13 protein-coding genes and 2 pseudogenes are annotated in these 12809 nt (G+C 41.8%); 2 read left to right on the top strand and 13 right to left on the bottom strand.

Features of this window, described 5'->3' with window-relative positions:
* Window positions 1-22: 22 nt before the first annotated feature.
* The 11 genes from ACTHRG_RS13210 to ACTHRG_RS13160 form a co-directional block, all read right to left on the bottom strand.
* The gene (locus ACTHRG_RS13210) at window positions 23-313 is read right to left on the bottom strand and encodes an RNA polymerase alpha subunit C-terminal domain-containing protein (protein WP_076259869.1); all 291 of its coding nucleotides are present in this window, start codon (window positions 311-313) and stop codon (window positions 23-25) included.
* Window positions 314-487: 174 nt separating this feature from the next.
* The gene (locus ACTHRG_RS13205; RefSeq protein WP_440231304.1) at window positions 488-904 is read right to left on the bottom strand and encodes an NUDIX domain-containing protein; all 417 of its coding nucleotides are present in this window, start codon (window positions 902-904) and stop codon (window positions 488-490) included.
* A gap of 33 nt (window positions 905-937) precedes the next feature.
* Window positions 938-1324 carry a hypothetical protein gene (locus tag ACTHRG_RS13200; RefSeq protein ID WP_440231302.1) on the bottom strand — a complete coding sequence of 129 codons (387 nt, stop codon included), beginning with the start codon at window positions 1322-1324 and terminating at the stop codon, window positions 938-940.
* Between the two features lie 52 nt (window positions 1325-1376).
* Window positions 1377-2426: a flavin-containing monooxygenase gene (locus ACTHRG_RS13195; protein WP_440231301.1), complete on the bottom strand. Its 1050-nt coding sequence runs from the start codon at window positions 2424-2426 to the stop codon at window positions 1377-1379.
* A 140-nt stretch (window positions 2427-2566) separates the two neighbouring features.
* Window positions 2567-3094 (bottom strand): CueP family metal-binding protein, encoded by a 528-nt coding sequence (locus ACTHRG_RS13190; RefSeq protein WP_440231300.1) that lies wholly within the window; start codon window positions 3092-3094, stop codon window positions 2567-2569.
* 145 nt (window positions 3095-3239) lie between these two features.
* Entirely contained in the window at window positions 3240-3938 is a 699-nt protein-coding gene (locus tag ACTHRG_RS13185; protein ID WP_440231299.1) for an ABC transporter ATP-binding protein, read from the bottom strand.
* Window positions 3935-5581 carry an ABC transporter permease gene (locus ACTHRG_RS13180; RefSeq protein WP_440231297.1) on the bottom strand — a complete coding sequence of 549 codons (1647 nt, stop codon included), beginning with the start codon at window positions 5579-5581 and terminating at the stop codon, window positions 3935-3937. The genes ACTHRG_RS13185 and ACTHRG_RS13180 overlap by 4 nt, the downstream gene beginning before the upstream one ends.
* 2 nt (window positions 5582-5583) lie before the next feature.
* Window positions 5584-6663: a Fe(3+) ABC transporter substrate-binding protein gene (locus ACTHRG_RS13175; RefSeq protein WP_440231296.1), complete on the bottom strand. Its 1080-nt coding sequence runs from the start codon at window positions 6661-6663 to the stop codon at window positions 5584-5586.
* Window positions 6664-7250: 587 nt separating this feature from the next.
* A complete protein-coding gene (locus ACTHRG_RS13170; RefSeq protein WP_440231295.1) occupies window positions 7251-8051 on the bottom strand; it encodes a peptidoglycan-binding protein in 801 nt (266 codons plus the stop codon).
* Window positions 8052-8389: 338 nt separating this feature from the next.
* Window positions 8390-8773, bottom strand: coding sequence for a VOC family protein (locus ACTHRG_RS13165; RefSeq protein ID WP_440231324.1), 384 nt, complete (start codon window positions 8771-8773; stop codon window positions 8390-8392).
* 89 nt (window positions 8774-8862) lie between these two features.
* Window positions 8863-9141, bottom strand: a complete 279-nt coding sequence (locus ACTHRG_RS13160; RefSeq protein ID WP_440231322.1) for an ArsR/SmtB family transcription factor — start codon at window positions 9139-9141, stop codon at window positions 8863-8865.
* A 177-nt stretch (window positions 9142-9318) separates the two neighbouring features.
* Here ACTHRG_RS13160 and ACTHRG_RS13155 point away from each other — a divergent pair, with 177 nt between their 5' ends.
* Window positions 9319-10323, top strand: coding sequence for a DUF3231 family protein (locus tag ACTHRG_RS13155; protein ID WP_440231293.1), 1005 nt, complete (start codon window positions 9319-9321; stop codon window positions 10321-10323).
* Window positions 10324-10551: 228 nt separating this feature from the next.
* On the opposite strand, the pseudogene ACTHRG_RS13150 reads toward ACTHRG_RS13155, so the two are convergent.
* Window positions 10552-10805: pseudogene (locus ACTHRG_RS13150) on the bottom strand (FAS1-like dehydratase domain-containing protein); the annotation flags it as partial.
* 42 nt (window positions 10806-10847) lie between these two features.
* Between ACTHRG_RS13150 and ACTHRG_RS13145 the strand changes: the two are divergent.
* Window positions 10848-11072 (top strand): annotated as a pseudogene (locus ACTHRG_RS13145) (MerR family transcriptional regulator); the annotation flags it as partial.
* A 2-nt stretch (window positions 11073-11074) separates the two neighbouring features.
* On the opposite strand, the gene ACTHRG_RS13140 reads toward ACTHRG_RS13145, so the two are convergent.
* The gene (locus ACTHRG_RS13140) at window positions 11075-12694 is read right to left on the bottom strand and encodes a metal ABC transporter solute-binding protein, Zn/Mn family (protein WP_440231292.1); all 1620 of its coding nucleotides are present in this window, start codon (window positions 12692-12694) and stop codon (window positions 11075-11077) included.
* Window positions 12695-12809: the final 115 nt, after the last annotated feature.

Here is a 12809-nt window from a genome sequence, read left to right as displayed (position 1 = left end):
CTGTAAAATAAGAGCCAGCGATTTATTTTTTAAATGATAGCCCTTCTTCTTCTAAGGAGGTTCTCATAATAGGCAGGGAAGCTGGTCCAATACCATGAAGTTTTAATATTTCTTTTTCTGTGTAATTTGATAGTTTTTCCAAAGTGTCTATTCCTTCGAATACCAATGCATTCCTTGCAGGGGCACTGAGATTTGAAAGGAAGCCGCTTTTTGGTTTATTCTCTTTATCACAGGCAGGGCAGCTTTTACACTCACTAGTTTTGTAAAATTTATGTCCCTTTTCACAAATCCTTAAACTTTTACCTGCTGCCAAGATAATTCCCCCAATCCTAGTCTAATCACGTATATTATGAATCGCATATTCATTTTATAAACTATTCGTATTTACCGCCACCCTACTCCTTAGGAATTTAACCTCATTGCTCAAAATATTTTAAATAAGATTTATTTTCCCCAATACCAAGCTGCACCAAGACTGACTGCCTCTTTAAATCAGTTCTTCCTCTGCCCTAATCAGATTTCTGCTGATATAGTCAGTCAAAAAGTCTCGATCTTCGGGAAACGATAACTCTAAGGTTCTTAATTCCTCGATACTCTTCCAGTCAATGTCATAAATTAATTGATCAGGATCCTGAATGGCTGCTTTTCCTCCAATAATCTCCACTTCAAAATATCTTACTTCCCCGCTGCAACTCATTTTATTGAAAATAGGCCGTATAACCTTCACCTCAAACCCTGTTTCTTCCCTTACCTCCCTGATACAGCATTCTTCAAACGTTTCTCCTTCTTCCAAACCGCCTGAAGGAACAGACCAGCGTTTTGGTTCATCTGCTGTCCCCTGCAATACCATGAGGACCTTATCCCCTCTAATGCAAACTCCCGCCGAACCAAGCCACTTATGCATTTTAACACCCTCTTATCTCTTACTTTTAATAAACTATTCAACACCTTTAGTGCTATTCCTTTCATAAAAATCCTTAAGCGCTTCCCCAGCCAGCTCTAACGCTTTTATTCTTCTTTCCAAAAGTGTCTTCTGGGGGCTTCCCTCTTTTAACTTGGCATAAGCGCTCTCTATTGAAGGCATTAAACCACTAAGAACTTTGCGGGCTTCGGCTAAGTCCTCTCCGGTATAAGAATGGGGCTTCTGATCCCAAACATTCTCCAGGACAGCTAAGCCGATGCAGCATGCTTTGTGCCGCTTTTCTACCAGGGTAGTATTAACACCTTTCTCAGTCATCTGTGCGAGAGCCTTTTCGAGTTTACCGATTGTCGATTGAAAGGATTTGATGGATTCCAATTTAACTGCATTTGATACGTTTTCCATGTTAGGCGCAGTCCTCTCTTCAATTTATTATAGTTTATCTGACTTAATCATTCTATGTTCTATTAGAAAGCACTACACCAAGCAAATATTCTGCATCTTTCCCCACTCCACAAATCAAAGCGGATCCCCGCTGATATTGCCAGGGCAGACCTATAAAATAGAGTCCCTTAATTTGGGTCACCCCCCTTTTATGTATTGGTTTTCCTTCGACAGAGACCACACCCTCTATACGAATCCAATCGTATGAGGGAATAAAGCCAGTAGACCAGATAATACTTTCGAAATTCCTCTGAGTCCCATCTTCAAAAAGGACTTCTTTATCGCTGACCTGTACAGCTTTAGGCTTTACATCAACCTTTTTATTTTGAATGAGTGTTTTCAGCTCTTTTCCAAAAATCGGGTCCTTCTGTTTCTGAAACCAGCTGCCTTTGATCGTATCTGTCCCCGCAAACAGCAGCCCGAGTTTCTCCAGCCAATAGAAAATGCTTTTCCCGAGTATTGTTAAGGGCAAAAATTTCATGCGATGGCCAACAGCTATTGTGACTTTCCGGTCTTTGGCTAACTCCACAGCAAGCTGCGCACCTGAATTGCCGCCGCCCACAATCAATACTTCACCACCTGGCACTTCTTCCGGTGATCGATATTCCGAAGAGTGAAGCTGGAGAGCACCTGTTCCATCTTTACTAAGAGGAGGTATATAAGGTTTTTGAAATGCACCAGCTGCGATGATAACTTGTTGAGCTTTAATGATACCGCTAGTAGTCTCTATAATAAACGAACCATCTGGCAGCTTATTCAACTGAGTGACGTTCGTATTCAGCATGACCGGAAGATCAAAATGCTTCACATAGTCATTCAGATAATCTGCCATGTCATCCTTCGTCGGAAAATCCTCTGATGGACCTATCATTTGCAATCCGGGCAGACTGCTATATTGGCGCGGAGTAAATAAAACAAGGGAGTTGTATCTTTGTCTCCAGGAGTCCCCCACGTTGCCGTTTTTTTCTATTATCACAAAGGATAGCTTCTCTTTTTTTAAAAAATATCCCATTGCTAATCCGGCTTGACCACCGCCAATAATGACAGATTCATATTTTTTCATGGCCATCGCTCCCCGCATTACATTCAAATATACATTTGAATATTATTATACGTAATAACCAGAAAAAGGAATACAATTTCTCAAAAAAAGAGCCGCCCAATGGCAGCCCGATAGCAGGTATTCCCCTGCAGCAGATCCTTTTATGTTAATTGCATCGTGGTAATGCAGGTAGCGTCATCCTCAAAAGTGGAAATTTCTGATTCTGATGCTTTTCCATCATGCTTAATCTTTATTTGATAGGTTTTGTCTCTTGGAAGCCATAGATCGAAAAAACCATTAGCCTGAGTTTTGATCGTATCATCCAAAATCACATTGCCTTCCGAATCCTCAATATATACATCAAACTCTTTTTCAGCCAGTTCACCTTGACAACCTGTCAAGCTATGATTCGTTCAAGGGTGGGTTTCATTAGCGTAAGGCGCAATCGACACGAAAAATTCTTCTTTCGGCAGATCATAGGATAATTCCTCTCCGTCCGCTTCTTTAACGATCAGCTGTTCCGAGGTAATGGAGGCAGATCCGGCCTTTATGTTTCCAACGCTGTAATCGTTCACTAATGCTTTGATGTCTTCAGTCTCTGAAGCAGCATCTTCTTTGGAGTCTGCTTGTCCACAGCCAGCCAATGCCATGGAAATCAGTGAAGCAGCGAGAACCAATTTGATCTTCATCGTTTTCACATCCTTATTCTTTCTTCATCTCTAACTATACCAAAGTACTATAGCAAATAAATATGAACAATTTATGAAAGCTTCCAAAATAAAGTGGCTGACAGAACAGCAAAAAGGCCCGCTACTTTAGCGAGCCTTAAAAAAGCTACCTTACAAATGTAAGTCTACTTTCCTTTCCAGGAGCTTCACATGGTGTTCCTTCCGCTTTTCCAAATACAATGCTTCGGCCGCAAATGGCTTCCACATCTTCCTTATCATGCGTCACCATGATACAAGTCATGTTTGCCTTTTTCAGTATCATCAGAAGTTCATCCCTGATGGATCCCTTTAAATTTGCATCCAAATTGCTGAATGGCTCATCCATCAGCAGCAGCTTAGGCTTGGGAGCCAAAGCCCTTGCCAGAGCAATCCGCTGCTGCTGACCGCCGCTCAGCTCATGCGGATATCGTTTCTCAAACTCTGTCATCTGGACAAGCTCAAGCATCTCCCTGACACGAGGATATCTTTCTTTTCGCGGCAGACGCGACAAACCGAATAATAGATTATCTTTTACTGACATATGAGGGAAAAGGGCGTAATCCTGGAATACCATGCCCACCCCGCGGTCTTCCGGCTGTACGAACGTCTTCTCTCCGGCTGCTTCTGTCCCTGCGATTTCAATGCTTCCCGACCTCGGAATTTCAAGCCCGGAAATCAATCTGAGCAGCGTGCTTTTACCGCTGCCGCTCTGTCCGAGTATGCCAACGATTTCCCCCTCGTCCACTCTAAAAGAAAAATTCTCAATTACAGGAACACGGGCTTTTGGAAATGAAAATGTCAGATTTTGAATGGTAAGGATGTTCATTTCTTCACCTTCTTATCAATCATTTGGAACACCGCTACAGATAAAACACTTATGAGGATAATCATGAGAGACGGAATGGCTGCTTCATGAATCATCTCATCTTTTGCGTATTGATAGGTCTTCGTGGCAAGGGTATCAAAGTTAAACGGCCTGAGCAGCAAAGCCAAAGGCAGTTCCTTAATAATCTCTACAAATGTTAATATAAACCCGCTGAATAAAGCGCCCTTGATCAGCGGCAAATCCACCTTAAAAAAGGTCTTAGTGACGCCGAATCCGAGCATTCTGGATGCTTCTGTATATTTCGGCCCGATTTTCTCAAACCCGATTTCAACAGCATTATAGCCTGTTGCCATAAAGCGGATGGTATAACCAATCACGAGCATAGCCAGAGATAAACTTAAGATAAGGGGAGCTTTTCCCCATCCCATATAAGCATAAAATGGCGCAAGCAAAGAATCAAGTTCTATAAATAACGCAAGGATGCCAATCGCAATGATCGCCCCGGGAATCGAGTAGCCGGCTGTGGCAAGCTTGGATAAAACATAGGCCCCGTTCGAATGCGACCTCGTTACATTGGCGATAATCACAGCAAATAAAAGAATCAGTGCCGTGGAGATCATCCCAACAAAAACAGTCTGGTTTAATAGCGTATAGAACGTATCGTTCCATACCTTTGCGAAGGTCAGCCTGGTCCATGCCAGCAGCTGCACCACGGGTATAAAGAACCCGAGCAGGAAGATGGCCGAACAATAGCTGAACACCGCTGCTGCCTGAAGCCCCTTTAACTTTTTGCGGACCAGGGGTCTTGATTTGCTGCTGATATTATAGCGTCTCCCCTGCCTGAGTAATTTTTCTATAAAAAATAATCCAACGATAATGACCATTAGCCACGCCGCCAGCCTCATGGCTGAATCTGCATCATACATGCCAAACCATGTCTGGAAGATGGCTGTCGTAATCGTATGGATGCCAAAATAGCTTGTTACTCCGTAATCACTTAAGACTTCATAAATGACAAGCACAGCGCCGGCCACGATTGCCGGCCTGGAGAGCGGGAGGACAATTCTTACAAAAATCGAAAAAGGCTTTCTTCCCAGCAGCCTTGCATTTTCAAGAAAAGAAGAGCTCTGGTTTTCAAGAAATGCTCTGCAGATAATGTATACATACGGAAAAAGAAAGATCGTAAATATAAATACGGCCCCTCTCAGTGAGGAGATTGACAGCCATTCCGGATTGATCTGATAATCGAATTTGTTCCTTAATGTAACCTGTACGACCCCTGTATAGCTTAACATCGTCCGATAGGTGTAAGCAGCGATATAGGGAGGAATGGCCAGCGGGAGAATAAGCCCCCAGCTAAAAAAACGCCTCAGCGGAAAATCGTATGCGGCAACGAGCCAGGCCAGGCTCACCCCTAATATGGCTGTAAATAGCCCTGTCAGCACTACGAGAATAACCGAATTGGCAGCATAAGTTTTTAATAGATATTCCCTAATCTGAAACCAGTTTTCATTCGGTTCCTGGAAAATAGAAAAAAAGATAAACAAGATGGGCAGCAAAATTATTGCCGCCCCAATCAAGCTTACCAGCCACCATCCGTTAAAATCTTTTCGAAAAAAATGTTTAACAGATTCCGTATTCATTATTATTTCCAGCCTGTTTTATTAAAGATTTCAATCGCTTTTTGGTTATGCTTTCCTAAAGTATCAAAGTCAAGCTCCTGCATTTTAAAGTCGCCCCATGACTTCAGGATTTCAGGCTTTTCTGCGTCAGGGTTAACCGGGAACTCATAGTTGTTCGCTGATAAATATTCCTGAGCTTCTTTTCCAGTCATGTATTCGATTAGTTTCGTTGCATTTTCAGGGTTTTTGCTGTGCTTCGTTAATCCAATTCCGCTAATGTTTACATGTGTGCCGTTTGTTTCCTGGTTAGGGAAGAATACACCCAGACCTTCTGCCACTTTCACTTCTTCAGGGTCTGATGAATTGGCAAGCAATCCTACATAGTACGTATTCATAATCCCTACATCACCAATACCGGCTGCAATAGCCTTCGCCTGGTCACGGTCACCGCCATCCGGCTGGCGCGCGAAGTTTTTCACAATGCCTTCAGACCATTCTTCAGCCGCTTTTTCACCATTCAATTCAATGAAAGATGCAAGCAAAGACTGGTTGTAAAGGCTTGTTGAAGAACGCGCAAGCACTTTGCCCTTCCACTTATCACTTGTTAAATCTTCATAAGTTGATAATTGATCCGGGGAAACTCTATCCTTCGAATACACGATAACACGTGCTCTGGTCGCCATTCCAATCCACTTGTTTTCCTTATCGCGCAGGCTTTCAGGTACATTTTCGCTGATCACATCGGATTCAACCGGCTGAAGAATATCATTATCTTTCGCGTGTGCAAGGACACCGCCATCAACTGTAATAAATAAGTCGGCTTCCGTGCTTTCTCCTTCACGCTTCAGGCGCTCAATCAGCTCTTCCGCTTCCCCTTTAACAACATTGACCTTAATGCCTGTATCTTCTGTGAAATCTTTGTATACTTGTTCATCTGCTTCATAATGTCTGGCAGTATAGACATTGACCACCTGCTCTTCCTTTTTGGAAGCGGTGTCTTTTTCTTTGTCACCTTCTGATGTGCCTTCTCCCCCGCACCCGGCAAGAGCCAGAGTTAAAGCTGTTGTTGCAATAAAAGGCTTTAGTAATTTTGATAAGTTCATGTTTTGTTTCCACCTTTATATATGTATTTGAAAATGAGAATTATTATCACTAAGTTTATTCTACCTATCATCCTTCATTTCGTCAACATTCTTTTGCCATGAAAATACTAGATTCGTCAAATGAAATGTTTTTATTCAGATTAAGCATATAAATCTATGTAAAAAACAACAAGATCCTGATGCGCATCAGGATCTTGTTGCTACAACACTCGCGGAACCCCTATTTTCTACCTGACCGCACATCGGTTTCACGCTGTGCTTCTATGCCCATAGTCGTTTCCAGGATTTGCTGATTGAATGGAACCCGGTTTTGCATCTTTTCACTTTCGCCTTTTCCATATCGAACATTTATTTTGTAATGCTTATCCCATTCGGCACTCCTTTTACTTCAATTGTATCAATGACCTTATTCTGTTCTTTATCGATGATGCGTACTTCACTTAACCAAATAAACTTCCAAAAAGTATTACAATCTATTGAAATCCATAAACTCTGCAAATTTAATAGGTATGATAAGGAATTTTTTCTTTAGAGTTTTCTAAAAAAAAAGCTGTCCCGCACTATTATGAGTGCGGGACAGCCCATACCTATTCGATTATTTCCACACGTACGCTTTTTCTCCCCCACTGAAGGGCATCGCCCTGGTTAGGAATGAACACATCGATTGAACTTCCATTTATACCGCCGCCTATGTCCGCTGCTATTGCAGTTCCATAGCCTTCTACTTTCACGATGGAGCCTAGCGGAATCACACTTGGATCGACTGCAATCACTTTCGCATCAGGGTACTTTTTTAAATCCAGACCCATCCTTGTCACACCTGAACAGCCCTCACAACTCGCTGTATATGCTGTGCTTTCCACAGTCAATGTTTTACCTGCCGCTGTGCCGCGCTTCGCCTTTCGATCAAGTGCAGCTCTCGTCTGAGGACCGGCAATTCCGTCCGCCGTCAAGCCTTGCTGTTTTTGAAAGCTCTTAAGAGCACTCACTGTACCATTTCCATAAATACCATCTAAATTAGATTTGTAGTGACCTGTTTGTTTTAATTGATATTGAATTTGGATGACCTGCTTTCCAATGTCCCCATATCGCAGCACTTTTAGTGCGTGATTCGTTTGCGGTCCGGCAATCCCATCAGCCTTCAGATTGCGCTTACGCTGAAAATCCTTGACGGCTTCCACCGTGATAGAACCATAGTATCCTGTCGAAGTATGGTATGGGAATACCCCTTTTGTGATCAGGTAATCCTGCAATTCGGCCACATCTGACCCTGATGATCCATTGGCAAGTGTCCGATCCCCAAGCGCCGCTTCTGTAAACGAAGGGACAGCCAGCATGAGAACCACTGCCACGAGGGCCATCAGCATGTTTCTAAATCTCATTAACATTAAAAAATCCTCCCCAATTTCTTTTGATATAAAAGAATTCGGGAGGAAATGACATTATTCGAGTGTAGCAAACAGAATCACAACGTTCGTCCCTCTATCATCCATTATATTGCAATAATGTGTTCTAATCTGTCTGCGTATATATTACCCAATTTTATATGAAGAAGCTGAAGACCTTTATCTTCAGCAATTTGAGCTATTTCCAAATATCCATGTGCATTTCTTGTATTTTGTGTCATCAACAGCAAATTAAATCAAGAGATTGCCTCATCATTCAGATAACACTTCATTCCACCAAAGCCTTATTTATATGAAAAAATTTCTTTTTCCTTATAAAGCTATCTCTGCGCTATTTGAATAAGATTCCCGCACGTATCATCGAATACAGCCAATGTGACATCACCCATTACTGTCGGTTCCATAGTAAACTTCACTCCGTGGTTTATTAATCGCTTATACTCTGCGTGAACATCAGCAACACCAAACATTGTGGCTGGAATTCCCTCTGCAAAAATCTTCTTTTGATATTCTTTGGCCGCCGGATGTACATTCGGCTCGAGCAAAAGCTCCGTACCGTCTTGATCTTCGGGAGAAACAAGGGCGATCCACCTGTGTTCTCCGACTGGAATATCATGCTTTTTAACAAACCCCAGCGTTTCTGTATAGAATTTCAATGCCTTATCCTGATCCTGGACGAAGATACTGGTAACAATAACTTTCAACATGTATTTGCCTCCTTTGATAATTGTAACGGGCTTCCAGCAAAGCCGGCACGTACCTCTGTATGAATCCCTATTCCGCTTTTAGTAAGTTACTCCAGCCATCCTTCCAGCAGATTCTTAAGTGGCTGGTTATTAAAAATAATTACCCGATATTTTCCCTTTCGTTCGGATCTAATGAGCTGTGCATCCTCCAATACAGAAAGATGCTTAGCTATTGCCTGCCGCGAAATGGAAAGGTCGTGCTTCATAATGAGACGGGCCGTCAGTTCATACAGCGTCATCTCTTTGCGCTCAGACAACTCGTCCAATATAAGCCGCCGGGTCGAATCACTAAGTGCTTTGAATATCGCGTCTTTGTCCCAATTCATATTATGATTATAAGCAACCATCCGGTTACTTGTCAACACAAGCAATCTCCAAGTTGCCTATTAAAGGTGCCGTTTCAATCTTGGCAGTAAGCACCGAGAACAAGTCTAAGAGGTTTAAGCCAAAGAACTGCATACATCATTCTATATTGGTAAAAAATACGGAAGAGGTGAGAACAATTGGAAAATGAAAATTTAAAGCTTACATCTTCCGAAATAGGAACATTATGGGGGGAATATGTAAACGGAACAATGACCGAAATCGTAAATAGGTATATGATTTCAATTATAGAAGATGCAGAAATAAAACAAGTTTTTGAAATAGCTATTAAGACAGGGGAAAAGCAAAAGAAACAGCTTGTTTCCTTCATTGAGAAGGATGGATTTCCAATTCCAATTGGTTTTTCGGAGTCCGACCTCAATAAAGGTGCAGGGAGATTGTTTTCAGACATATTCTGCCTGAATTATTTACATATTATGACTATCCATGGTTTGTTAGGTCATACAACCGCTTTAAGTGTTTCGGTCAGAGAGGACATACGGGAGTTTTACAACTCATGTGTAGATGATGCAAAAAATATGTACGATTTAACCATTGAGCTGCTCCTGAAAAAAGGAGTTTTTCAGAGAGATCCCTATTTTTATCCCTCCGAAAGCCCTGAAATTATTACTGCAACAGATTTTACGGATGGATTTTTCGGAAAAGGGAGACGTTTATCTTCTACAGAAATAATCAGTATCTCCCTTAACATTAAAAAGGGGATTATGGCAAAAGCAATTTCCATCGGGTTTAGCCAAGTCACAGAGTCGAAAGAGATTAGGAAGTTTTTTGAGGAGCTGGAAAAAGCCGCCGATGAAAACCTGCAGGCTCTTTCAAAAATATTGCACAAGGATAACTTGCCAGTCCCAACTTCATTGGAATCAGAGATTACCACATCAAAGGAATCTCCATTTTCCGATAAATTAATGCTGTATCATATGGGTTTCCTGGTTCAAACTGCACAAGTATATTACGGGACAGGCCTAGCCGGATCCATGCGGACAGACCTGGCCTTAGCTTATGAAAAAGCAATCCTGAAATCATTGGGAATCACCCGAAAATGGTTCGGTATTATGGTGAGGAACAAGTGGTTAGAACAGCCTCCTCTTGCTCCCAATAGAAAAGAACTTGCACAGGATAAATAAGTTATCCCCTCATTTGTGTTAGAGTTTTCCCGCTGTCAATGTATTACCGGCAGCTGAGCCGTGCTTGGCCAATCGATTGGGCTCGGCTCTCTTTTTTTTATTAATCTCCTCCCACACGAGCAGGAGCTGCCCGACCCGCAGCTTGTACAGCTTGTTGAAATCATGCTACTGCTTTTCATGTAACTGGAAAAGCTGCCTTACTCGGCAGCTGCTCAATTTAAGTACCATTTAAGATAAAATCACACCGGCAAAATTTCCTCTTAGTACATGTTTCCCATTCTGGTTCGTACAAACGAAAGAGGCGGCAATAGCCATTGATCTTTCTCTTCATATCTATCGATCGTTACTTCGCAGAGAATTGTATCTCCTGTAAAAACTGGTTTCAAAAACTCAAAGTTCATCGTACGGGCCAGCACATTTGCATCACCGCCTATTTTGGTCGGCAAAGTGGCCGTTAATAACCCTTGAACCACAACTTTCCCAGGAGAACTCCTGCAGCAACAGTATTTTCAGGAAGCTCCCTAGTGACATCAGCTCCTGCCGCAACCACTGAATTTTCCCCAACCCTACGCTACTACGATATGGAGGGTCTGATGCCCTTTGTAGAACGGACCCCCAGTGGAAACCGTTTATTTAAAGAATCCGATCTTAGTGATCTAAAAGTGATTGAATGCCTGAAAGCCACCGGAATGCCTATTAAAGAGATTAAAAATTTCATTGATTGGTGTTCTGAAGGGGATGCCACACTGGCTTAGTGCTCCATCATTTCATTGGCAATGTCATGGCCATACATGTCAGATGGATAGTACGTAGGCCAATGGGTAACTTCATCCAGCAATTTTTCCCGGTCGTCACCCCAATAAAGGTGGTAGTGACTAGCTTCTGTCGGATAGATACTATGATCACTAAACTGAATATATTGAGGAAGACCTTCAGCTTTTGCTTCTAGCTTAAATACATATCTAACCCCTCTATTTCCCGCATCATATGTCAGAATTTCATATCCATCGTAGATATACTCCCCGGTATATTCTTCTCCGTTTTTGACAAACGTTACCTTATTCCCCTGTATCTGAATTCGTTCAACATTTGTTTGGTATCCTTCATCATAATATTCCTTATATTCTTTAGCTGTCATCTCACCCCCATGTTCTGCTTTATGTGCAAATACTTCGTCAAGGGTGCCATCTTGAAGAAATGGGTATACTGACTGCCAGTCACCTTCCCAGTCGGATAAGGATCGATCCTTCACTTGACTGTTTTCAAAATATCCTTCATAAATTTTTGCTGTTTCTTCATTATGTGAATGAGTATGGCCATGATCGTGTTCACCCTGCTCATTTGTCTCAGAGTCTCCCTCGGCTGAAGGTTCCGATAATGCTTTTGTCAGTTCCGCTAAGTTGTGCTGCATGAGCGTAAAGTAGTCCTCATTATTCTTTATATCTTCTTCTGTTAAAACCGATAAATTGTGTATACGTAAAGCCTCTGCATCAATTTCCTTCCTGACTATGTCTGCCACTTTCGGAGTTATATTCTGTTCAAAAAATACATGCTTCAATCCATGCTTTTCAGCAGTCTTAATGATGTTTTGCACCTCTTTATGTGAGGGCTCATTAGCAGGGCTCAAGCCGGATACTGCGATTTGCTCGATCCCATAGGATTTCTCCCAATAGCCATAAGCAGCATGAGAAACAATAATTTTATTTTCAGGCAAATTTCCAAGTTGTGTACGAAAGTCCTGGGCTAAGTTTTCCAGCTTTCCTTTCAGCTTCTCAAAGTTTTGGTTGAAAATCTCTTCTTGCTCAGGTTTTAATTCAACTAATAAATCTTTTATATGCTCTGCCTGCTGAATAGAACGAATAGGATCCAGCCAAACGTGAGGATCCTGATCCCCATGATTATGTCCAGCATGTTCATCCTCATGACTGCTCTCTTCTTCATGCTCATGGCCGCCATCCTCTCCTTCATGGTCATGTACATGCTTTTCCAAGTTAATTCCTTTAGATGCTTCAAGTATCTTAACGTCATTAGATTGAATAGTTTCCGAGATTTTGTTTGCGTATGATTCTAAGCCTGCCCCATTATAAATAAAAGCATCGGATTCAGATATTTTTATCATATCGCCGGTGGTTGGTTCATATGTATGCGAGTCTGATCCCGATGGCAGAATAGACTCCACAGAAGCTTGATCTCCTGCAATTTGTTCAGCAAAATACTGTAACGGATATACAGTTGTATATATCTTTAACTCTTTGCTGGATCCTTTTGGTTCCCCATCACTTTCACTGCTGTTTGCAGCTTTTCCTCCACATGCAGCCAGCGTGAAGATGACTATAAATAAACTAAGTAAACCTGCGAATCTTTTTAACATTTTTATTCCCCCTTTACTTAGGGAACATTTTATCGTAATGATTACGATTTGTAAATAGTAATCATTACGATTTATGAATTGTACCCTTTCAACTCCTCTGTTTAAAAAGAAAAAG

The sequence above is a fragment of the Cytobacillus sp. SAFR-174 genome (genome assembly GCF_051964675.1).
Taxonomy (GTDB): domain Bacteria; phylum Bacillota; class Bacilli; order Bacillales; family Cytobacillaceae; genus Cytobacillus.
The sequence above is the reverse complement of the archived record's forward strand: the minus strand, read 5'-3'. Positions and strand labels throughout refer to the sequence as shown.